Genomic DNA, 23,771 nt, shown 5'->3' with positions numbered 1-23,771 from the left:
CCAGCTTTATTTTTTATGACGTGGTGAGATATCCATAAGCTTGGTGATAATGCCAAGCATTACTTCGTCGGCGCCGCCGCCGATAGAAATCAAACGAGTATCACGGTAGAAGCGAGCGATGCGGTTTTCCCACATAAAGCCCATGCCGCCCCAGTACTGTAAACAAGCGTCAGTCACTTCACGGGATAAGCGACCCACTTTTAGCTTGGCCATAGAGGCTTTTAGAGTTACGTCTTCACCATTGATATAACCTTCAACGGCGTTGTAGGTTAGCGCGCGAAGAGCTTCAACTTCAGTTTGTAGCTCAGCCATACGGTAATTAACCACTTGATTGTCTAATACGGATTTACCGAAGATTTGACGCTCGCGGGTGTAATTAATGGTTTCTTCAATGCACTGTTCTAGGCCTAGGATACCGTTGGCTGCTGCGAATAAGCGTTCTTCTTGGAACTGCAGCATCTGGTAAGTAAAGCCGTGGCCTTCTTCACCAATTAGGTAGCGTTGCGGTACACGTACATTGTCGAAGAAGATCTGCGCCGTATCGGAAGAGCGCATGCCTAATTTGTTTAAACGATCAGAGAAGCTAATGCCTGGCAGGTTCGTAGGCACAACAATCAAAGACTTATTCACATAAGGCTTGTCGTCAGAGGTGTTGGCCAGCAAGCAAATAAAATCGGCTTGGGTGGAGTTGGTGATCCACATTTTGGTGCCGTTGATGATGTAATCATCGCCATCTTTACGAGCGGTAGTTTTAATGGCGGCAACGTCAGAACCGGCATGCGGCTCAGATACACCAATGGAAACCACCATATCACCGGCAATGGCTGGGGCTAGAAACTCACGGCGTAGCTCATCGCTACCAAATTTAGCTAGGGCAGGAGTGGCCATATCGGTTTGTACACCGATACCCATTGGTACGCCACCGCAGTGGGCGGAACCCAGTGCTTCAGAGAAGGCAATCTGGTAGCTGTAATCTAAACCCATGCCGCCGTATTCTTCTGGCTTAGCAATACCCAATAGGCCAAGTGCGCCCATTTTCTTGAATAGCTCTTTCGCTGGGAAAATACCTGCTTCTTCCCATTCTTCTACGTAAGGGTTGATTTCTTTTTCCACAAAAGCTTTTGTGGTGCGCATGATTTCATGGTGTTGTTCGTTGTATAACATGTTCGTTAATCCTTAAAATTTTTTGTTGGTTTGCTTACAGACGAGCAACACCAAAAGTATTTTTCTTCAATGGGCGTGCAGCAGCTTCGCGGCAAATATCTAGGGTATAGGCCAATACCTTACGGGTATCGCGCGGATCGATAATGCCGTCATCCCACATGCGTGCTGTACAGGCTAGGGCAGTCGATTGAGCTTCTAGCATATCGGCGGTTTGTTTTTCTAAACCGTCTAGCATGTCTTCATCAACTTGACCCATCTTTTTCATTTTGGCTTCGGCAACAATACGCAAAACCTGACCAGCTTGGGCGCCGCCCATAACCATGGTTTTACTGTTAGGCCATGCAAAAATAAAGGTAGGATCAAAACCTCGACCACACATAGCGTAGTTACCGGCACCATAAGAGCCGCCGACTACGATACTGATCTTAGGCACGCTGGCAGTAGCTACGGCCTGAATTAGTTTAGAGCCGTGTTTGATAATGCCGGCCTGTTCAGATTCGGTACCCACCATAAAGCCGGTGGTGTTGTGCAGGAACAAAATAGGAATATTGCTTTGCTCACACAGTTGAATAAATTGCGCGGCTTTAGTTGCGCCATTGGCAGTGATTGGGCCGTTGTTGCCGATAACACCAACGGTTTGACCTTCGATCCACATATGACCGCAAACGGTTTGCTGATCGTATTCCACTTTAAAATCTAGGAATTCAGAACCATCGGAAAGGCGAGCAATAATTTCACGCACATCGTAGGGCTTTTTAGAATCTGCAGGCACCACACCTAGCAGCTCTTCAGGGCTGTATAGCGGCTCTTTAAAATCTGGCTTATTCATTACTGGAAGCTGTTGGTTCCAGGGTAGGGTTGCCATGACTTCACGCGCGATACGGATACCATCGGCATCGTCTTCTGCTAGGTATTCACCAGTACCTGGAACGCTGGTGTGCATTTCGGCACCGCCCAGCTCTTCGTCAGTAGCGATTTCACCGGTTGCGGCTTTCAATAATGGGGGGCCGGCCAAATACATGGTGGCTTGGTTGCGAACCATAATGGTGTAATCGGAAAGACCCGGCTGATAAGCACCACCGGCGGTAGCGCTACCGTGTACCACAGTAACCTGAGGAATGCCCGCGGCTGATTTGCGCGCTTGGTTGGCAAAACCTTTACCACCATAGGCAAAAGTATCGGCGGCGTAAGTTAGGTTGGCGCCACCACTTTGCGCCAGAGTAACGCTAGGTAATTTGTTTTCAAAAGCAATCTGCTGCATGCGCAGCGCTTTTTCCAAACCGATTGGGGTAATGGTGCCGCCCTTTACGGCGAAGTTATCTACACGCACCAGACAGCGCACGCCAGATACATAACCAATACCACAGATGGAGCCTGCGCCTGCGCCAGTGCCATCTTTATCATCAAACATTTTATAGCCGGCCAAAGAGGACAGCTCTAGATAAGGGGCGCCTGGGTCTAGCAGCTTCGCTAAACGCTCGCGGGGTAAAATCATTTTACGCTTGGCATAGCGTTCTTTTTTAGAAACTTCGGTTTGGTAAACCTTATCTTCAATTTCGCGCACAACATCCATTGCCGCCTGCATGGCGTCTTGGTTTTGTGCAAACTCATCAGAATGAGCATCGATCTGGGATTCAATAATAGGCATAAGTTTTTTCTCTAAATCCTGTTCCCGTTTTAGCTTTACAGGCTGCTAGTCTTTTAGAACTTCGGGCAATTCAGCGCGGTGGAAGCCATTATAAGTGCTGGTGTTTTCGACTTTGCCCGGTGGCAATGGGAAAACAGCCGGTGCTGAGCCCATGCTGGCGGCGCCATCGACGCGAAGAATTTGGCCAGAAATAAAGTTAGCGCCTTCACTTAATAAAAAGCACAGCACCGAGGCAATCTCGGCTTCGCTAGCGATGCGACCTAAAGGCACATGATTTTTTAAGTTGCGGATGCTTTCTTTCATCCAGTCTGGGTAGGTGTCAAAACCAGAAGAGGCTACCCAGCCAGGGGCTACGGCATTCACACGTACGCCATAGCGGCCCCACTCCCAAGCGGCGGTTTTGGTAAAGTTCTCCATGCCTGCGCGAGCAGCGCCAGAGTGACCCATACCCGGCATGCCGTTGAGATTATCGGCGGTGATATTGACGATATTGCCGCCATGAGCTTGGAAGTGCTGCTTATAAAGCTCGCGGGCCATCAAAAAGCCACCCACTAAGTTGGAGCGAACTACGGTTTCAAACCCTTTTTGGCTGATGGCTTCTAAAGGTGAAGGAAATTGACCACCGGCATTGTTTACCAGGCCATGCACGCGCTCATTATTTTTGAGAATCTCTGCGATGACCTCGGTGACTTTTTCTTCATCGCGAATATCAATGCTATGACATTCCACTTCGCCGCCGTCGGCTTTGATTTCTTCGGCGGTGCTCTCAAGTTTTTCCACCGAACGGCCAAGTAGTACAACTTTAGCGCCAAGGTTGGCCAGCTCGTGGGCGGTGCAGCGACCAATGCCGCTGCCGCCACCGGTAACGACAATGGTTTGGCCGGCAAAACTGCCGGCGGCTAGGGTAGATTGGTAGCTCATTTTTTGCTCCTAATTAGCGAATGACAATTTATCTTTCGATAAGGCTTATAGGAACATTTCGCGAGCTTCTTGCGGGCTAGCCACTTCACGGCCAGCTTCGCGAGCGACATTGGCTAGGGCTTCGATCAATTGACCGTTACCAGTAGTGCGGCTGCCATCAGGTAGGAAGAAGGTATCTTCAACACCAGTACGTAGGTTACCGCCTAGCTCGGCCGTTTTACGGTGACAATCCCAAATTTCCTGACGGCCAATTAAGGTAGTCTGCCACTGTGAGCCAGGCTTCATGTAATCCACCAAAAGCTCAAGTAGGCGAGGGTCGCAAGGCATCCCAGAAGCTACACCCATAACGAAGTTATAGTGAGCTTTTTCAACCATACCTACGTCTTGGAACATGTTTACAGAGCGCACGATACCTACGTCGAAACACTCAAACTCTGGGCGAGTGCCGGTTTCTTTCATGCAATCCAGCATTTCTTGAATCTTTTCTACTGGGTTGTCGAACAACATCGGTGGCCATGCCCAAGTGCCATTAGAGCGGGTTTTTAGGTAGTTCAAGCTACCGGAGTTCATGGCGGCGATTTCTGGCTTGCCTGCGCGCAAGCAAGCCATTGGGCCTTCTTGCTTACGACCTGGAACACCAGTAGAGAAGTTTAGAATCACATCTGGGCAGGCTTCGCGAATGGCATCAGAGATAGCAAGGGCAACTTCTGGCTCCCAGCTAGGCATATGGCCTTGGCCTTCTTCCTGTTTACGGAAGTGAACATGCATACACGCTGCACCGGCGTTATAGGCGTCACGAGCAGAATCGGCCATTTCCTTTACGGTAACAGGTACTGGATGCTGCTTAGGATCGGTTAATACGCCAGTTAGAGAACAGGTAATTACGGCCTTATTAGACATGGTTGGCTCCCGCTATTGTCTTTTGTTAGGTATCTATCTGTTTAAAAATTGATCGCTTGTGGTAGTTTTTACTTGCCAAGCAAGCGCTTGGTATTGATAATGGCAACATTAACCAAGCGAGCGCTTGGTTGTCAATACGGGAGCTGGAATTTTTCGTGACAACTGGGCTTGAGTCGGCTTTTAGGTAGCAATTGGAAATAGCCTTGAGCGCTTTGGTCAATTTGGCGCTTAGATACTAGCTAAGGCTAATTGGTCATCTCTTAGGTGGCTTTAGCGCTGCCGCTTATTCTTGGGCCTTTTGAGGCTTAGTCTAGAGTTGGCTTGCTTTATAATGCTTGGCTGATTTAGTGAGTTATCTTATGTGGGGCGGGTTTGAAGTCATCACATAATTCGAATTTGGATAGATAGGATACATTGTGCGAAGTGCATTAAACGAACTGCCTGAAATTCCCGCATTAGTGGCCGATGGTGTCATCACCGATCCTGACTCTGCAAAGGGGCGGCTGTTAAGCGCTTCGGCAACGCTGTTCAAACAAAAAGGCTTTGCACGCACCACGGTTAGAGATATCGCCGCCGAAGTGGGTATTTTATCGGGCAGTATTTTTCATCACTTCCCCAATAAAGAAAGTATTCTTTTGGCGGTGATGAGCGAAGCCATTTATTTGGCTTTAGCGCGTATGCGTAACGCCATCGAAGGTGAGGCGAGTATACCTAAGCGTTTTCGCGCCTTGGTGCGTTGTGAGTTAGAAGCTATTCATGGTTTTACCGGAGTTGGTTTTACCTTGCTATCTTCAGAGTGGCGCTATCTTTCTGAGGAGAGTCAAAAAGAAGTGCTGAAGCTGCGCGATGAATATGAAGCGTTTCATCGTGGTGTTTATGCCGAGGCGAAAGAGCAAGGCTTAATTAAAGTCGAGCCTTTTTTCTTGCGACACTTTTTACGTGGTGCCTTGGCAGAGACAGCGAACTGGTTCCATCTGGATGGTGATTACTCCCTAGATGAACTAGTAGAACAAGTGTCACTAACTGCAGCACTACCCAGCTAAACGGGGTCAGATCCCAAGGGATCTGACCCTTGATCGAAGCCGAGATATACAGGCGCGCCACCAGCCCTTTATTAAAAACCACCCCAAAGGCCTGTGCTTTCTATAAGCAATAGCTAGAGAAATTACCCTGTGCCACAAAACGGGGTCAGATCCCAAGGGATCTAACCCCAGATCGAAGCCGAGATTTACAAGCGCGCCACCAGCCCTTTATTAAAAACCACCCCAAAGGCCTGTGCTTTCTATAAGCAATAGCTAGAGAAATTACCCTGTGCCACAAAACGGGGTCAGATCCCAAGGGATCTGACCCCAGATCGAAGTCGCGATCTACAAGCACTCCAGCATTTTATGAAGCAACTCTCTTCGCGGCCCAATACAAGCCTGTTCCTAGTTTTTTCTCTAGCCACGATTTAACCTTAAAAACCCGGCGCAACACGCGATAGTTACTTACTAAGGTTTCATAAGATGGCCGTGCAGCAATCCTAGCAAACCATTTAGATACCTCTGGATGTAATTCATTCGTCGGATAGGCCATTTCTTCCAAGCGGATAACTTTCATGGCCCAAATCGCATCGGCAATCGTCAATGAATGGCCCGTTAAAAACGGTCGCCCATCGTTAAGGCGTTTTGCTAACTCATCAAAGCCCTGCCCGATAGCACGTAAATGCTCGTCATAGGTTTCTTGGCTAATCTTCCCTTGATTAAAATCGCGATAAAATTCAGCAAGGTTTTCTTCGTCTCGCCCGCGCTTTAATAATGATTCCACCTTGTCTTGTTCTTTGGCATTGAGCTTACCAACCCCGCCCCAGCGATAAGTAACATGTCTTATCGACCAATGCAGTTTTTTGCCAAGCTCTGTTAGATAGTGAAAATCTTCATAACGTGGATCATCCTGTGAAGGCACTAAGCGCTCTCCCGCTAAAATACTATCTAGGTACTCAATAATATCGATCGATTCGGTGTACAACTCGCCATTGTGCACAAGGGCAGGAATTACCAAGTTGGGCTGAATGGCAGAATAGGCCTCTGTAAATTGATCCTTCCTTATCAGCGAGACTATTCGGCTATTCCAACTTCCTTCAGCTGCTACTAGAGACGCTGCGCTGACATCATCGAATTTAGTGTCGGGGTTACGAGCTAGGCCTTTTTCAGCAAGAACAAAACGCACCCTTTGCGCGCAAGGGGCGATGTCGTCATGGAATAGGTGGATGCCTTGCAGTAAAGGGACAATATCACTGGAATGTTCGCTAATCTTTGGCACTTTGGGCCTCCTGTCTTTAATTTTGTAATGATCAGTACAATAATATATGTCAAAATCAGGAATATGTTAATAGTTGGTACAAAAATATGTCTGAGGACGCTAAACGACATCGAGGCAGGCCGCGCAAATTTGACTATGAACAAGCCCTAACGGGGGCTATGACAACCTTCTGGTGCCGCGGTATTGACGGAACCTCGTACGATGATTTGGTCGATGCTATGGATATGAACCGCCCCAGCATCTATCGCGCCTTTGGCAACAAAGAGGCTATCTATAAATTGTCTTTAGAGCTCTTTGGCAAGCAGGTGATAGAGCAGGTAAAGGCCCTAGGTGATTCGGAGCGAACGCTGAGAGAAGATATCGATCTTTTTTTAGAGCAGGGGTTGGATGTTTACTGTGAGGGCGTGCAGCCAAAGGGCTGTTTTATTGCTTGTACGGCGGTTGCTGATTCTATTGTTCACCCAAGTATTAAAGCCGATTTGGTTCAGTTTATTGAGTCAATTGATGAGTGCCTGGAAAGCCGTTTTCGCAAGGCGCAGGAAAATGGTGAATTAAGTAGCGATGCAAATTGCAAGCTAATGGCGGCATCCGTGCAGGGGGCATTGCATACCTTGGCTGTTCGAGCCAGGGCCGGCCAAGATAGAAAATATCTAAGCGAATTAAAACGCTTTTACCTCGAACAGTGGTTTTAAAACCCCGGGGTCAGATCCCGCGGGATCTGACCCCATTCGAAGTCGAGATCTTCATGGGCTCACTAATCCTTAAAAAACACCATCCAAAGGCCAGTGCTTTTTAAAAGCAGCAGCTTGATAAATTATTCTGTGCCATAAAGTGGGGTCAGACCCTTGTGTTGTTTATAAGTGCAATAAAGCGGGGTCAGATCCCAAGGGATCTGACCCCATATCGAAGCCGAAATCTATAGGCGCTCCCGCAAGCCCTCAACCAACAACCTCAGCACAAAAGGCAGTTGCTTTTCATAAGCATGCACGGCATATATGGGCCTTGTTTCACCCTGCCAATCGGGCAGCAGTTGTATCAGCTTACCCGCCTGCAATGCTTTGCGCACAAACACCTCGGGCACCAGCGCACTGCCACTACCCATAATACACATAGAGATCACAGCTGTTAGCGTGTTGACTACAATCTGAGAGCCGCCTTTTAAATCAAAGCGCTGTTTGTCGTGAATATTTTCTAAAATAAAATCTTGCCGCCAATTAGGGGTAATTCTTTTAATATTACTGAGCTGCTCAATTTCTTCTACCTTATGCTGATGCTGCCACTTGGGTGAGCAGACTAAAATTGAATTCATTTCCCCCAATGGAATTGCACGATAATTACTATCGGATAACTCTCCTACAGTAATCGCCAGATCCAATTTGTTTTGCAGTAAATCCAAACGCTCATCGCTGAAAATAATTTCAGGTTCCAGCTCTGGATACTGCTGGCAGATATCGGCGATGACGGGGCCGATAATGTCATCCTCAAAAGCATGGGGCGCGGTGATAGCCACTCGGCCGCTGGGCACGTCATCCAGTGCCCTTAGCTCATCCAAGCCTCGCCGCATCAAATCATCCATACCGTGGCAATATTCAATAAACCGCTCGCCCACCGGAGTAAGCGATAAACGACGGGTGCTGCGATTAAGCAGGCGGTGCCCAAGCATCAGCTCTAGCTCGCTGATATAGGCACTAATAGCCGATTTAGTATGGCCAAGCTCTGCGGCGGCCTTGGTAAAGGAGCCTTGCAGTGCTACCTGGGACAGCACGAGCATACGATAACTCAGCTTACGTTTATCTATTTGTTCGCTATTTATGAACATACAGTTCTATATATCCCTAATTGTTTGCTTTATGGATATTAATACAATGTGCCCCACAAAGACATCTTTCAAAGGGGATCAAAATGACTATCCAACAAGAAGTAATGGCAGCCAGCCAGGCCTGGATCGCAGCATTTAATAGAGGTGAGCTAGAAGTGTGCGCTAACACCTATAGCGCTGAAGCCACCATGCAGGTTTATCCCCATGGCCAGTTTGCCGGACGCAACTCGATTGCAGCGTTTTGGCAGGCTTTTGTGGATGAGGCAAAGCCCGGCGATTTGCAATATCGCAATGTAAAAATTCATGCCCAAGGTGAAGATCGCGCTGTGCTATCGGCGACTTGGTCGATGAATGTGGGCAGTGGTTTTATCAGCAAAGAATTGTGGCAAAAAGAAGCCGATGGGGTATGGCGTTTAGTTGAAGATGACTTCAGCATCGTGGCGGTTAACGAAGCCCGGGCACATGACGATGCATTAAACACCGCTTTATTAATTGTCGATTTGCAAAACGATTACTTTGAAGGCGGTGCCATGCCTTTAGAAAATACCGCGGCGGCGGCAAATAAAGCGGCTGAGCTGCTTATTCACTTTCGCCAGCAGCAACAAACAGTGGTTCATATTCGTCATATTTTTAACGATGATTCGGCAGGCTTTTTTGCCCCCGAAAGTAATGGCAATGAAATTCACAGCAGCGTAACCCCTGCCAACGGCGAGCCAGTGGTCATCAAATCGGCGGTAAACAGTTTTAAAGATACCGAGCTGGAAGATTTGCTGATTGCTAAAGGCATTAAGAAATTAGTAATTACCGGCGCTATGTCGCAAATGTGTATTGATGCGATAACTCGTCATGCCAGTGATGCAGGTTATGAGTGCACCATTATTGCAGATGCTTGTGCAGCGCCTACGATTGAAGCGGCGGGTGTCACTGGTGAGCAAGTGCATAATACTATGATGGCGGCTTTGGGTTTTGCTTATGGTGCGGTGATGACTGCCGAAGAGTATTTGGCTAGCGTTTAATAAGTGCCTGTAGTGGGGTCAGAGTGGGGTCAGAACCCATGGGTTCTGACCCCGGCATAGGAACTGACCCCGGCATAGAAATAATCCGGGGCTGCCCCCATTTTCAACCTTTATATGTTTAACCTGGCCGGTCTAAATTAAAGCTACTTAACGCTAAAAAACGGATTACCTTGGTCTGACACTTTTATTTATTGGGTATCTCTAGAATCATGGTGCATCCAGTCTGCTCCGAGCTTTGACATTGTATGCTGCCCCCGAGTAATTGGGTAACTTTGTTGTAAACAATATGCAGGCCTAGACCAATATGATCTTGCTTGTGACCGGCGCTGAAGAATGGATCGAACACACGTTTAGCATCCTCGCTGTTCATTCCGCAACCGTTATCTTGGATGCTAATCGCGAGTTGTGTTGTCAGTGTTGCTGTCACCTTAATATAAGCGTCTTCACTTGGAGCGCCGTCAAAGCCGTGATAGATGCTATTTTCGATCAGCTCTTTTAATACATCACGTAGAATGGCCTGATTGCTGATGAATGTCATATTCTCTTCGCATTCTATCGAACAATTAATATCAAATTTACTTTGACTGCTGATTGAAAACGCTTCTTCGATCACATCGCGAACTTTAACGTCTACTTTTTCATCGCTAAATTCTTTGGTAGAAATTTGCTTGAAGGTCTCCATGAGTTTGCTGACTTTCTTGGTATTACTTTGTGCCAATTCAAGAGATGCAGACATACGTTTATAATTATTTTGTAAATCTTTGTCTTGTATGGCTGTCTGTAGCGTACTAATCCCTTCTCCGAGCATAGATTGACTCATGGTTATAATGCCCAGGGGCGTATTTATTTCATGGCTCAAGCCATAAATAAGCCGTCCCAATGAAGCGTGTTTTTCACTTTCGACCAAGGCGCCTTGGGTTTCCTTCAGTTCAATAAGTGAAGCTTCTAGCTCACGAGTGCGCAATTGAACTTGCTGGGATAGCTCTCGCTCTCTTTGTTTTAAGTGTCTGGTTCTTACCAAAACTAATAGGTATATGCTCAGTAGGGCGCCTAGAAGGCATAGCAAGTAAAACCATGTTTCTTGATACCATGCTGATGCAACGTAAACGTTTATGCGCTGATCGAGTGGGCTCCACTGTCCTAGGCGATTGCTTCCTTGAATGTTGAGGGTGTATTTTCCTGGCGGAATATTGGTGTAGGTTGCTTCAAGCATGGAAGCATCCCCTAGGTGCCAATCGTCTTCAAAGCCTTCTAAGCGATAGCGGTATTGGCTAGTATTTTTTGCCGAATAATCCAGGGCAATGAACGATACACTGAAAAAATTACGCTCAGGTGGTACATGGATATCACCGTAAGGTGCCACCTTATCCTCGCCAGCTACTCGACGTTTTGTGATTATAAGTGGGGGTTGGTATTCCCAGGTTTCGAACAATTGCGGTTTAAGTAAGGAGAGGCCTTTTGGCCCAGGGCTAATTAATGTGCCATCGCGTGTTTTAATGGTGCGCCCATACCAAATTCCCTCAAATTTTTGTCCGTAGGCGGCGCCTAAAACAGTGGCTTGACCTGTGGCGGAGTTGTAGCTTAGTGCTGGGCTCCAATGCTGATTGCCTTGCCAGCTATGTAGGGTAGGGATGTTTCCGAGCGAGCTTATATCATCCAGCAGAGGAAGTTCTGTTACCTGCACTTTGTCCTTATTGATTGTTTTGGAAAGACGGAAAAACCCGATGGTGCTACTGATAATGAGTCCGTCTGTATCATCCTCTAAAAAGTCATAAATTGAACCCGTTTGAGGCTCTACCCCATTGGCCAAGTGTAGGCGTAGTTTTTTGACGGTATTGTTATCGAGATCTATATTGAAAATACTGGTATTGTCGCTGGCCCAGAGCGCGCCATCTCTGTCACTATAATAATGGCCAAAGCCGAGTTTACTTTCACCATCATGAGCATGAGCCGATAAGCTCTGCCACTGTTCTTCATTAATATCGTACTGATACCATTCGGGATAGGAGGCAATAATTCGGTCTTTGTGATCGATAAAACCAACATAACTCCCCTTGCCCGAAAGCTCTGGGGGGACGTTAATGCTTGTGAATGTTTTGTCGGTTTCATTATAGATTTGTGGTGCCGACTTGATGGCACCTACGATCATAGTGCCTTTACTGGTTTCGCCCAGCCATGCGCTGCCGCTGTTGAGTTGATGATTACCTTTTCCAATTTCAAACCTTTCAACGATACCCAGCCCTGGGCGTATGACATCTATGCCTTTACCTATATAAATAACCCATAAGTCGCCATTTTTACGTTCGAGAACTTCTATCGGGCGATTGCTTAATAACCCTAGCTTGGGATCGTCGGAAGTTAATAGGCTACGAATCGATTTGTTTTGGGTGTTATGAACCCAAAGCCCTTTGAATTTGCTAGCAATCCAAAGCATGCCGGATCGATCTAAAAGCAATTGAACAATATCGTCTTCCGGTATGCTGTGTTCGACCTTCTGATCGGCCTTTATATGCTCTTTAAGTTTGCCTGTAGATTTGTCCAAAATAAGGATGCCACTGCGTAAGGTGGGAATCCAAATTTCATCGTTAAACTCCAATATGTGGATAGCCATCTCATGTGGCAAGGCTAGTTTTTCAATGCCTCCCTCTTTGAGTCGATGGATAGGGCCAGAATGACTGGTGGACCATATATTTTCATTTGAATCCATTATTGCAAATATAGGTGCTTGCTCTGCGAATGCTTGGTGTGCCTCATGGCCTACAGGGTATTGTTGCCATTGCTTATCTTTGTAGATCAATAGCCCGTGTTCGGCTGAGATGAGCATCGCAGGGCGTTGCGGCTTGGGTTCAAGCAGGGTAAATACCGGTGATGCTTCGCGTATTTTGGGTGCATTAATGAGTTGGGGTGTGTACTGCTTGGTATCTGGATTAAAATCAAAGGGGCCGTGCTTTGTGATAACTGTAATGCGCTCACCATCGAAATGGGCATCGCTAATATGCGTTTTCGTTTGTGGCTTGCTTTCAAATGGTGGGTAGTAATTTGATTTGCGGTTGTTTAAGTTAATTTTGAAGACACCATCGGATTTGCTAAATACCCAGAGCATCTGTTGGCCATCAATGCGCAGTTTTTCGATATAGGTAAGGGAAAGTTTCTCGTCGTGCTCTTTATTTCGTAGTTTTATCGGCGTGAGCTCATCGCCAAAATAGGTATAAAGCCCAACTTGGCCGCCAATAATTATTTGGCCGTCGGGGGCTTCTATTATGGTTTCAAAGCCTCTGGCAAGGGCTTTTTCGCTGCGTTTTTCAAACTTTCGCAAGCCTAAGGAGAATATATCGCCGGTACTGGCGCTAACGTTTGAGGCGACAAGTAAAATACACAGCAATAGACAGGATACTCGGCTGACAGGCGGCATATTACAATCCTAATGCTTATTTTTAAGATGTTTTTTACTTTGTTAAATAATTATAGCCCAGTGCGCTAAATCGCAAGGTTTAGATGTAACATCACCCGTAGCCTTTAAGCTCGCCTCTTTGCCATAGGCTGCTCCTCATATTTCAAAGGCTGAGTGAAACCGGCTAAGGAAAATCCCGGGATTTACTGCCGAGCTGCCCCAATAAATCACTGTGATCAATTAACTTGCCGGCCACTACGTGGGTGACTCTTGAAACTTGCTCTGCGGTGCCTACGAGCTGTAAGCCAATAAGGGAAATCTGCTTGCGTGATATATGGTGATAAATTTACGCTAGAGATTTTTGAGTAGCAGTATAAAACAAGTACCTGATCCCAATTTCGAGCGGCAGCTAATTTGGCCACGTAGTATTTGTGTTACCCAGTTGAATACCGAGTGTAGGCCCAGGCCACTGTGGTGTGGGGATGGGGATGTTGTATAAAAGGGCTCAAAGACTTCACTCTTTGTTTCTTCATTCATTCCCTTGCCGTTATCAACAATGAGTATCTTTATCCCGATATTTTTCCAGCGAGATGTTTTTATTGTTATCAGATTTGTATCTGATTTTTCACCAAAGCCATGGTCGATACAATTAGTAAGTAGCTCTTTGAGTACATTTTGAAGGGCTTCTGCATTTGTCCTGATGTTAAGACTCTCATCTATAGTGATTTTTGTAGAAATGTTTTTTTCATCTAGATGAGCCTGTACATAGAGAATAATTTTATCTATAAGATCTCTTATATTTACATCGCTTGCTTTATGGCTGTATTCATCCGAAGAGCTTGCCTTAAAGCTTTGGTTTATTGCTGACATTCTATCTATGTTAGATTCGATTAGATCGCCACTGTTGATCATCTTTTCGAGGTAGGCTTTAAGGGAATCTGGTGATAGGCTTCCTTGAAGAAAGTTGTTATAAATGGCTTTAGAGTTATCAATGAGGCCACTTGAGGCTGTTTTAACAATGCCAATGGGGGTGTTTAATTCATGTGAGATACCACGTACTAGCCGACCTAGCGAAGCATGTTTTTCGCTTTCTATTAGCTGGTTTTGTGCCTGTTTAAGCTGTATTAGGGATTTGCTGAGCTCTTTTGTTCGATCTTCAACTTGGTTTTCTAGTAGAATTTGACGGGCGTGTAAATGCCTGGTTCTCCAGCGGTAGATTATTAGCATTGCAATAATGAATGCAATGGCCAGCATGCTTCTAAACCAAAGGGTTTCAAACCAATCGGGTAGCACTTTGATCTTTACCTGATTTATTTTATTGCTCCATTTACCATTTTTACCAGAGCCCTTAAATTCCATAGTGTATTCACCTGGATCAAGGTTTGTGTAGCTTACCCTTTGGCCCTCAGAGCCTTGTTCAATCCACTTGTCACTGTACCCTAATAGTCTATGGGCGTGGCGATTTAAACTGGGGTAGCTATAATCCAGAACCGATGAATAAAACGTTATTCTGTTTTGTTTGGCGGGTATAGTGATTTCGCTATAAGGCGCCGTTTGTTCTTTGTCGGCTACGGTTATCTTTTTTATCTGTACACTTGGGGTGTGCGTCCATTCTTGTTGTAGCCAAGGCCTAAATAGTATGAGGCCTTCTGAACTGCCGTGTAAAAGAGTTCCGTCAGATAGTTTTTCGCTAGCGTAATATCGATCTATCTTGGGGATAATGCCATCCGATTCATTCAGTAATTTAACTTTTCCTGTTGATAGATCGACATGCCTATGGGAGGCCATTAGTTTGCCATCTATCTCGTAGAATCGCCCAGAGATTGTATCGTCTGTAGGTATTTTTGAGATATCTATTTCTTTAGTTTTTTTGTCGATCGTAAGTTTGTGTAATACCTTGCCTATGATGGCATAGGCTCCATTTCTCGATGATGGGAATGCCCACCTTAGGGGGGTATTATCCTGTGAGACTGTATTTTCTGGAGGCCAAGCCAAGATGGCATCACTTGCGCCTTTTGGGATGACAGCCATGTACTGCCTGCCGGCAAACCATAGGTTGCCTGATGTGTCCATAAATGAGTGTGCGGTTTTTATAGAACTTGGTTTTTTTGACGATAGAATGTCTATTGATCTAAGTGTTTTGGTTTCTTTATCGTAAAGAAATATACCTTTGTTTCCTGAAGTAAATAGGCGTTCTTCTTCATCAAAAATAATGTTGAATAACTTTCCATGGTTTGGGTTTTTATTATGTATTTTTGTGTCCACAGTATGGCTTTTAGGATCAATTTTGTTGAGTGATCCACTTCCAACAACTGCCCAGATATCACCATTATTATCCTCTGCTAAAGCGTATACCCCTGGCGCACTTAACTGATCCTTGTAGCTTGCGATTATTTCACCTTTTTTATCTGTAACACCTATGCCTGCATCGCTATAAGCTACCCATATTCTTTTGTCGCTGCTTTCTAGAATATAATATATGCTGTTACTCAGTAGTGCGTTGTTGTTCTCGGTGTTGTGTAATATATTGCGGTAAGCTTTATTTCTTGTGTTTATGTAGTTGATTGAATGGGGGCTTCCAGAGATCCAAAGTAGTTCATTGCTATCAAGGTACATATCGTAGATAGATGATAGTGTTAGTGACGTTTTTTGCTTCGGGTTGTAATTGATTGTATTGGATAAATTATGGCTATTGGGGTCATAAATATGTATCCCTGTGCTTTGAGTCGAAGCCCATATTTTCTTATCTTTTGTTTGAACTACTTTAGTGAAATTTGCTGTGATGTTGATGTTGTGAGTTTTGCCATTGTTGTCTATTTTATAGAGTCCTTTTGATTTGGCGGTGATCCAGATGTTATCTTCTTTGTCTATTAAAACTGACGATGCGATGTGGTTAAGCCTCCCTTTGGTTTCAAGAGTGGCTTTGCTGTTATTTAGGTTCAAGGCAACAATATTATTACCTTCTTGAAAGTAAACTCGATTATCTTTAATGTGGATTGTTTCTATTGCTTTATTGCTTGCACTAAGAGGGTGGGGTTGAATGTTGTCTTTTAGCGCGTTGGTATAGTACAGCCCCTTATTGCTAGCAATGAGCAAATTGTTAGCTTCGTCTACATCAATGCTTGTGATTTCAAGGTTCTCTTCTGTGTTATACGTTTTTAACCATCTTTCTTTGCTGTGATAGTATTGTAAAACTTTATTCTCGTGATAGATCCAAAGGCCATGATTTTTATCGGCTTTGATTATCTTTAAAGAAGGTGTGTTTGAGTTTAAACTGTTACCTAGTGAGTCTACCGCATCATTTTTACCCAACCCATCCAGCCAATATAAGCCAAGGCTGGTTGCTATCCATATTCGCCCGTCGTTTGTTTCTGCTATGCTGTACGCAGTGATTGAAGCACTTTGACTAGGTAAGCTTTGGACTAGCAGCTGTGCTTTGTTGAATAGCTCGTCATAATGCCGTTCGTCTTTTATATGGTAGCGTTCTTTTTTTATCGTTGTGCTCAGAGCTGAAGAGGCCAGTAAAAGAGCATATAGCACCACGTATATCTTGAACTTGAACAAAAGCTTGGTCTCTGCTGTTGCTTTAAAATAATCATACCTTTACTATTTAGAATAGTTGTTTATTGTTGTATGTCGATTTAAGCACCACAAATATCCATATTCGTATTAGTGGAATTAACAATATGGGCCCGATTCTGGGTGAGCCTGCAGCCCCTCATTTCGAAGCCACTTAGTGAAAATCCCGTGATTTACTACTCAACTGCCCCAGTAAATCACTATGATCCACCAGCTTCCCTGCCACAATATGTGTCACTCCAGAAGCCTGCTCCACAATCCCCTTTACCTCCAAAATCTTTGCCTGCAAATAGGGCTTCTTCTGGGCTCTGGCGGTTGCTGCCCATACAATAATATTCATCTGCCCAAATTCATCTTCTAAGGTGACGAAGGTAACCCCCGATGCGGTGCCCGGGCTTTGGCGGCCGGTGACGAGACCGATGGTTTGCACGATTTGGCCGTTGCGGCATTGATGTAAGCTTTGCGCATTGGGGTAGTGCTGAAATAAACCTTGCTGCCGTAATAGGGTGATGGGGTGGTGCTCTAGGCTTAGGCCTAGGCTGCGGTAATCTTCTAGCATGTCCTCTTCTTTATTAGGCTTGAAGCTTAATTGATAATGCCCCTCGGCTTCGCCAATCAAATCAACCTGCCGTATTTTAGTGGGTTTGTGTAGAGCATTATCCCAGCGGGCTTGAAAACGATGCTCGCTGAAGTTTTGCAAGGCATTGGCGCTGGCCAGGGCTTCTAGGCTGTTGCGGTGTAGGTTTAAAGCTTGTAGTTCTTGCAGGTTATTGGGGCGTTGTTGTTCTATTTTTTCGGCGGCTTTTTGGTTTAAGCCTTTTACTTGTTTTAAACCTAAACGCAGCTTGCCATCTTCTATGCTGTGTTCCCAATTAGATGCTTGCACACAAACGGGTAATACTTTTACACCGTGGCGGCGGGCATCTTGAATAAGCTGGGCGGCGCTGTAAAAACCCATGGGTTGGCTATTAAGCAAGGCGCAGCAAAATTCGGTGGGGTAGTAGTATTTTAACCAGGCTGAGGTGTAGGCCAATATGGCAAAGCTGGCCGAGTGGGATTCGGGAAAGCCGTATTCACCAAAGCCCAGTATCTGATTAAAAATACGCTCGGCGTAATCGCTTTGATAGCCACGCTCGTTCATGCCATCAATTAACTTTTTACGAAAGCCATGCAGCTGGCCGGTTTTTTTCCAGCTCGCCATGGCGCGGCGTAATTGATCGGCCTCGCCACCACTAAAGCCGGCCGCCACCATGGCTACTTGTATCACCTGTTCCTGAAAAATAGGCACGCCGAATGTGCGGCCCAATACTGAGCGTAGAGCCTCGGAGGGGTAATCGGCTTTTTCTTCGCCGTTACGGCGTTTTAAATAGGGGTGCACCATATCGCCTTGAATGGGGCCAGGGCGTACGATGGCGATTTGCACTACGAGATCATAATAATTCTTGGGTTTTAATCGCGGCAGCATGCTCATTTGAGCGCGGGATTCAATTTGAAACACGCCGACGGTATCGGCCTGTTGAATCATTTTATATACCTGGGGATCTTCGGGCAGCAAGCCAATATCGGCAATGCTATAGCGATGCTGGTAGCGTGTTTGAATTAGATCAAAGCTGCGGCGAATGGCGCTGAGCATACCCAGGGATAAAATATCCACTTTTAATAAACCCAGCGATTCCAAATCGTCTTTATCCCACTGAATCACGGTACGCTCATCCATAGCGGCATTCTCGACGGGCACTAGGTGATGCAGTGGCCCGGCGGCAATCACAAAGCCGCCCACATGTTGGGATAAATGCCTAGGGAAGCCGCGCAGCTCTTCGACGTATTTCACCAGCTGCTGGCTTTGGCGGCTGCGCAAATCTAGGCCCAACTCTTGTAGCTGCTCGGGCCAGGGGGTGCTGTCGCGGCGGTTAATATTTTTTATAAAGTAATCCATGCGGCTTTCGGCAAAGCCCAGTGCTTTACCCACTTCGCGCAGGGCGCTTTTTAGGCGATAGGTAATCACGGTGGCTGCAAGGGCAGCGCGCTCGCGACCGTATTTTTGGTAGATATATTGAATCACCTCTTCGCGGCGCTGGCTTTCAAAGTCCACATCGATATCGGGTGGTTCGTTGCGCTCTTTGGAGATAAAACGCTCGAACAGTACGGAGATTTTAGCGGGGTTTACGGCGGTAATTTCTAGGCAGTAACAAACTATGGAGTTAGCCGCCGAGCCGCGCCCTTGATATAAAATTTTCTGTTTTTTAGCGAACTGCACGATATCGTAAATAGTCAGGAAAAAATATTCGTAGCGCTGCTCTTCTATTAAGCTAAGTTCTTTATCGATAATGGTTTGAATATCTTGGGGGGTGCCTTCTGGGAAACGAAACTCACAACCTTGGGCGACCAGTTGGCGTAAATGTTCGATGGCGCTTAGGCCTTTGGGGACTAGTTCGCTGGGGTTTTGGTAGCTAAGTTCGCGCAGGGAAAAGTGGCAGCGCCTGGCGATGCCTAAGGCGTTGTTGATATGGTTTTCGGGGAACAATTTGTGCAGTTTTTCTATTGAGCGTAGGCAGGCTTCGCGGTTGCTGCTTAGCTCGCGGCCCAGCTCGCTAACAGGTTTGCCGCTATCAATGGCGCTTATAATATGTTGCAGGGCTTGTCTTTCGGGGCTGTGCATGAGGGCGCCGCCGCAGGCGCAGGTTTCTAGCTCTAGGCTTTCGGCCAACGTTTGCCAGTATTGTATTTTATGGTGCTCGCCGCCTTTTAGTTGGCGGCGATAGCCTAGCCATAATCGTTCTGCTTGGGCTTGTTTTAGCCATTTTCCCCAGTGATCATTGTAGTGTTGGTTTTGTTTATCTTGTGTGTTGTTGCGCTTTGGGTTCACCTCTAAGGGCAGCCACAGGATGAGACAATGCTGTAGGCTGCGGATATCCCAGGGGTCGAGTTGGTATTGGCCTTTTTCTGCGCGGCGGCGGGCGTGGGTGATAAGTCGGCAGAGTTCGCTGTAGGCGTTTTTGTTGGGGCAAATTAGGATTAACTCGAGCTCGTTTTGGTAGCGTAGGTAGCTGCCGATGATAAGTTTGAGTTTGAGCTTTTCTTGTTCTATGCAGTGGTGCGCGCGTACGACGCCGGCGAGGGAGCATTCGTCGGTGATGGCGATAGCTTCGTAGTTTAGGAAGGCGGCGCGGCGAACGAGTTCTTCGGGGTGTGAGGCACCTTGGAGGAAGCTGAAGTTCGATTGGGCCATTAGTTCGGCGTAGCTCATGAGGGTGTTTTAGTGTTCCTTTGTTTGTGTTGTTTGTGTTGTTTGTGTTGGCGTTTAGTTGGTGCTTGTCGATCGGTAAAAGGTGGGGAGGGGTTTACGAAACGATCGGCGGCCTTCCAGGCTTCCCTCTCTCCTAAAAAAGCCTCGCAAAAAGACGCGAGTCTTTTTTACTCATTCGGCGCTCGCTCTTTATTGTTTCGTAAGCCCCTCCCCACCTTTTACCTGCTGTAGTAGTTACTGTTATCTTTGTTTCACATCTAACTTTTTACGTCTAACCTTTGTCGTCTTTCGTGCCGTGCATGGATGCACAAATGCTGTGGAGCGCTGGATGCGAGGGAACAGTGCCCCCTTTTAAGCAAAATACCCATGCACATACCAATGTTTGTTAGGCGTTTTATAAAGCCATAGCCAGCGGCCTTCTTGATTGCGGGCGATGAAGTAGTCGCGCTCACAGTTTTGTTTTTCATTCCAGCCGGGGTTTTGTATGCGTTCGGGGCCGTAGAAGAGTAGGACTTCTTCTTGCAGTTGCTGAGGTTTTTCAAGTAAAAAGCTGGGTCTTAGGCCTTCGGGTAGAGGCAAGTTTGTGTTGTTTTTGCTGCTGCCTTTTTTGTCTTGTGGGTTGTTTTGTAAATTGTCTTTTGAAGTGCCTTGAGAACTATTTGCGCTGTTGCACAGTTGTTGGCTGTGCTCGGGGATGTGGCTGTTGCCGGCTTGTAGAAAGTGGATGCGTTCTTTGCCTAGGCGGGCTTGTAGGCTATCGAGTAGTTGTTCTTGGCTTAGGCGGCCTTGGTGTTGGCTGAACAGTTCGGCGTGTTCTTGGCCGCGTTGTTGATGTTTTTCACAGCGCAGGCTGATGGCTTCTACGGGGGCGGGGAGTTCTAGGCGCTCTAGGCGTAATTTGAGTAGGGCTTGCCAGCGTTCGGCTTTTTCTTCGCCGCGTATGGCTCGCAGTTCTATCTTTAGGCTTTCGCTATCACGCAGTTGCAGTTGTATATCCACTTGCTGGGCTTGTAGATCGCGTTGCTGCAAAAAATCTTGCAGTTGTTTTAGCAAGGGGGTGATAGGTTTGCTTAGGGTTTCGCTATCGTAAATTTCATAAAACAGTTGCAGCTGGCGTTCGAATATTTCTGTGGGTTGGTAATAGGCTAAAGGGGTTTTCAGTTCGTTGTTTAGGCGGCCGAGGTACAGCAGCATTTCTTCGTCGAAGCGGCGGCTGATTTCTTTTAGGGGTAGTTTGAGTAGGCGCTCTAGGTGGTGAATGCCTAAGCTGCTTAGCCTTTCTAGGCTGTTTTTTTTTAGCGGCAGGCTGCTGCAGGGGGTGCGGGCTAGGCTTTGCTCTAGGCTTTGTTGCCCTTCGGGGGTATCGGCGAGCAGTTGTTGGTAGCCGTTGCGTGCCAGTAGTTGTGCGGCCCAGGGTGAGTGGGCGTTGGCGTAGTGGTAATGCAGGGGCTGCAGTTGTTGTTGGATGTGTTGCCAGTAATTTTCTAAGCCTTGGTGATAGCGCAGCATGCTGCGAATTTCGAGCAGTAAACCTTGGGGGGCTTGCAGTACTAGGTTGGCGCTGATGGGGTAGAGTTGCTCGGCCAGTTGTTGCAGTAGCTCTTGTTCTAATAGGGGGCGGTAATCCAGTACGCGCAATTTGGCTTGCATGGCGATGGCCGCCGCCAGGCCCATGCCTAAGCGTATACCTTGTTGCTGGGCCAGTTCGCAGGCTTGGCAGACTTCATTACCTTGGCCGTCGACGATGATAGTCGCTTGAGAAAAAGCTTGAGTTGTGGCTTGAGCTGTAGTTTGAGATGTAGCTTTAGAGGCTGCTTGACCTTCTTTTTCATCAGCCACCAGCTGCTCTTCTCGGTAGAGATGATCCAGTTGCAGTTGATAAAAGTGCAGATAAAGCCAGCGCATTCAAAAGCCTATTGTTGATGATTCTGTTATTTAGGGGCCTATTATTTAGGGGCCTATTATTTAGGGGCATAGTATTGAGGGCCCTGATGTTAGTGGGCCCGCTGTTTGCCAGCCTGTCTTTTACCGGCAAGCGAGATAACATTTTGTGGGCGTTTGGGCACGCACAGCTCTGGCCAATCGCGGCTGAAATCGATATGGATATTACGCAGCGGCCAGCCCCTTTGGCGTTTGGGAATATGCAGGCATAGGCCTCGGGGCTTGGCTTCCAGCTCGATATGTAAATCGGCGGCCAGCTTCGCGCTATGGGGCTTTCTAAATACAATCATGGTGCTAGAGCCCGCCTCGGCGGCCAGCTTAAGGCGCTTGGCCTCGGCCATATTGATGGGCTTGTTAATCGATCTATTAGCAGGCCTATTAATATGCCCCTGGCGGTTAGTAACTGCTCGCTTTTTGCCTTGCCGGTCTGGCGATTTGCCCTCTTGTAATAGCTCCTCCCACAGCAATACCGCTGCACAGCGGCCGCTTTGCAGGCACTGCTCGGCGCTCCAAAGGCTTTCATCGCGCTGGGTATCGCTAATCAATAGCAGCTGATCGATATTAATGCCCATCGCCGCCCAGGCATCACTACTTAACTGCTGTGGCGGAGCAATAATCGCCAGCAAGCGATCCTGCAAACGCTGGCGCAAATAGTGCTGCAGCAGGCGAATCTCACCTAGGGCAAATAGGCTATTAATCAACATCAGCCCCTGCTTAGGCAGCCCACCGTTTAAGGCATTATCCAGCTCAGGGTAGCGACTAGGCTCTAACTCAGCGGTAACACCCTTCGCAATAGGTAAGGGCTCACTAGCCCGCCAGATCTGCTGGCGCTGCTGCAATTCCTGCAGCAGCGCCGCATTCAGCGGCTTATCGGCAGGCTTGGCCTTTGGGTTTGCGGTGCTCTTGTTCATGGTGCTCTTGCTCACGGGGCTTTTGCGTATAGGCTGTATCGGGCTAATTTTTCCAATCAAAATATACTGTATGTTTATACAGTAATCTGACTTTGGGCAAATGGCAAGTGCCCTGGCATCAGAGGGTAAATGGGGGCTTTGGTTTTTGGAGGGTGAGGATGGGTAATCTATCTGTGGCGGAAGGTATGTAATCAGGTGGCTATGCTAAAACATGGGCTTTACAGCGCTGCCCATCGTTTATGCGTCGAGTTGGAGGTGCACATCCATACGCTTGTGTAACACTCGAACGATTTGGATTCCAGCCTGAGGTATATAGCGATAGAAGATAATATGGCTGGCGCAGGGGAATTTTCGATAGCCGGTTTTAATATGGTCACAGTTGTGACCAGCTTCTGGTGTTTCGGCCAGCCTATGGAAGCTTAGATCGAATTGCTTGGCGTAAATAAGCCGCTGCTCTCGTCCCCATTTTTTCTGGGTGTAAGACAAAATCGATTTCAAATCGGCCTTGGCCTTATGGCTTAAGCTAAATGCCGCCATTAGCTAAGCTCATCATCCATTTCTTGCATCAGCTCTTCGTAGCTATATTCAGCACTGCCGCTATCTTCCCCTTCCTTGAGTAACTGGCGCAGCGTGGCAATCTTCTGCTCATTGTCTTCCAGTAAGCGCAAACCCGCGCGCACCACCTCGCTGGCCGAGGCATACCGCCCCTTATCAATTTGCTGAGCAATAAAGCTATCGAAATGCTCTCCCAGAGTAATGCTTGTATTCTTGGGCATGTTAAATACCTTTATACCAATATGTACCTAATAGTGGTATAGAGCTTATGGCAAGTCAATTGTTGGTACAAAGGATAGCTAAGACGTATCACCCTTAGGCAAGCGCCCTTTGAATGTCGGTAGCCTCTAAAACCGCCCAAAGCATGACATGACGAAG

16 protein-coding genes are annotated in these 23,771 nt (G+C 46.9%); 3 read left to right on the top strand and 13 right to left on the bottom strand.

Translation table 11 applies throughout. From position 1 onward, the window contains the following. Positions 1 to 6: 6 nt before the first annotated feature. From Q1A41_RS12060 to Q1A41_RS12045, 4 genes are read right to left on the bottom strand one after another with little or no spacing between them, the layout of a single operon-like run. A complete protein-coding gene (locus tag Q1A41_RS12060; RefSeq protein ID WP_299979139.1) occupies positions 7 to 1,164 on the bottom strand; it encodes an acyl-CoA dehydrogenase family protein in 1,158 nt (385 codons plus the stop codon). A 34-nt stretch (positions 1,165 to 1,198) separates the two neighbouring features. Beyond that, positions 1,199 to 2,812 (bottom strand): acyl-CoA carboxylase subunit beta, encoded by a 1,614-nt coding sequence (locus Q1A41_RS12055; protein WP_299979136.1) that lies wholly within the window; start codon positions 2,810 to 2,812, stop codon positions 1,199 to 1,201. 45 nt (positions 2,813 to 2,857) lie between these two features. After that, a complete protein-coding gene (locus Q1A41_RS12050; protein WP_299979133.1) occupies positions 2,858 to 3,733 on the bottom strand; it encodes an SDR family oxidoreductase in 876 nt (291 codons plus the stop codon). 45 nt (positions 3,734 to 3,778) lie between these two features. Beyond that, entirely contained in the window at positions 3,779 to 4,633 is an 855-nt protein-coding gene (locus Q1A41_RS12045) for a 3-keto-5-aminohexanoate cleavage protein (protein WP_299979130.1), read from the bottom strand. A 416-nt stretch (positions 4,634 to 5,049) separates the two neighbouring features. On the opposite strand from Q1A41_RS12045, the gene Q1A41_RS12040 reads away from it, so the two are divergent. After that, positions 5,050 to 5,676, top strand: coding sequence for a TetR/AcrR family transcriptional regulator (locus tag Q1A41_RS12040; protein WP_299979127.1), 627 nt, complete (start codon positions 5,050 to 5,052; stop codon positions 5,674 to 5,676). Positions 5,677 to 6,019: 343 nt separating this feature from the next. Here Q1A41_RS12040 and Q1A41_RS12035 read toward each other — a convergent pair whose 3' ends face one another. After that, a complete protein-coding gene (locus Q1A41_RS12035) occupies positions 6,020 to 6,934 on the bottom strand; it encodes a glutathione S-transferase family protein (RefSeq protein ID WP_299979125.1) in 915 nt (304 codons plus the stop codon). An 86-nt stretch (positions 6,935 to 7,020) separates the two neighbouring features. Here Q1A41_RS12035 and Q1A41_RS12030 point away from each other — a divergent pair, with 86 nt between their 5' ends. Then, entirely contained in the window at positions 7,021 to 7,626 is a 606-nt protein-coding gene (locus tag Q1A41_RS12030; RefSeq protein ID WP_299979122.1) for a TetR/AcrR family transcriptional regulator, read from the top strand. A gap of 224 nt (positions 7,627 to 7,850) precedes the next feature. On the opposite strand, the gene Q1A41_RS12025 is transcribed toward Q1A41_RS12030, so the two are convergent. Continuing rightward, positions 7,851 to 8,753 (bottom strand): LysR family transcriptional regulator, encoded by a 903-nt coding sequence (locus Q1A41_RS12025; RefSeq protein WP_299979119.1) that lies wholly within the window; start codon positions 8,751 to 8,753, stop codon positions 7,851 to 7,853. An 83-nt stretch (positions 8,754 to 8,836) separates the two neighbouring features. Here Q1A41_RS12025 and Q1A41_RS12020 point away from each other — a divergent pair, with 83 nt between their 5' ends. Further along, on the top strand, positions 8,837 to 9,769 hold the full coding sequence (locus tag Q1A41_RS12020; protein WP_299979116.1) for an isochorismatase family protein: 933 nt from the start codon (positions 8,837 to 8,839) through the stop codon (positions 9,767 to 9,769). 184 nt (positions 9,770 to 9,953) lie between these two features. Here Q1A41_RS12020 and Q1A41_RS12015 read toward each other — a convergent pair whose 3' ends face one another. From Q1A41_RS12015 to Q1A41_RS11985, 7 genes are all read right to left on the bottom strand, one after another. Beyond that, a complete protein-coding gene (locus Q1A41_RS12015; RefSeq protein ID WP_299979113.1) occupies positions 9,954 to 13,181 on the bottom strand; it encodes an ATP-binding protein in 3,228 nt (1,075 codons plus the stop codon). 330 nt (positions 13,182 to 13,511) lie between these two features. Further along, entirely contained in the window at positions 13,512 to 16,703 is a 3,192-nt protein-coding gene (locus tag Q1A41_RS12010) for a sensor histidine kinase (RefSeq protein ID WP_299979110.1), read from the bottom strand. Positions 16,704 to 16,893: 190 nt separating this feature from the next. Then, entirely contained in the window at positions 16,894 to 19,986 is a 3,093-nt protein-coding gene (locus Q1A41_RS12005) for an error-prone DNA polymerase (protein ID WP_299979107.1), read from the bottom strand. Between the two features lie 351 nt (positions 19,987 to 20,337). Beyond that, on the bottom strand, positions 20,338 to 21,891 hold the full coding sequence (locus Q1A41_RS12000) for a DNA polymerase Y family protein (RefSeq protein ID WP_299979105.1): 1,554 nt from the start codon (positions 21,889 to 21,891) through the stop codon (positions 20,338 to 20,340). 89 nt (positions 21,892 to 21,980) lie between these two features. Further along, the gene (locus Q1A41_RS11995; RefSeq protein ID WP_299979103.1) at positions 21,981 to 22,838 is read right to left on the bottom strand and encodes a hypothetical protein; all 858 of its coding nucleotides are present in this window, start codon (positions 22,836 to 22,838) and stop codon (positions 21,981 to 21,983) included. A 237-nt stretch (positions 22,839 to 23,075) separates the two neighbouring features. Next, positions 23,076 to 23,375, bottom strand: coding sequence for a type II toxin-antitoxin system RelE/ParE family toxin (locus tag Q1A41_RS11990; RefSeq protein ID WP_299979100.1), 300 nt, complete (start codon positions 23,373 to 23,375; stop codon positions 23,076 to 23,078). Then, entirely contained in the window at positions 23,375 to 23,614 is a 240-nt protein-coding gene (locus Q1A41_RS11985) for a type II toxin-antitoxin system ParD family antitoxin (RefSeq protein WP_299979097.1), read from the bottom strand. The genes Q1A41_RS11990 and Q1A41_RS11985 overlap by 1 nt, the downstream gene beginning before the upstream one ends. Positions 23,615 to 23,771: the final 157 nt, after the last annotated feature.

Source organism: uncultured Pseudoteredinibacter sp. (assembly GCF_947502065.1).
Classification (GTDB): Bacteria; Pseudomonadota; Gammaproteobacteria; order Pseudomonadales; family Cellvibrionaceae; genus Pseudoteredinibacter.
Note: the sequence above shows the minus strand (reverse complement) of the source record. Positions and strands in the feature narration are given on the sequence as shown.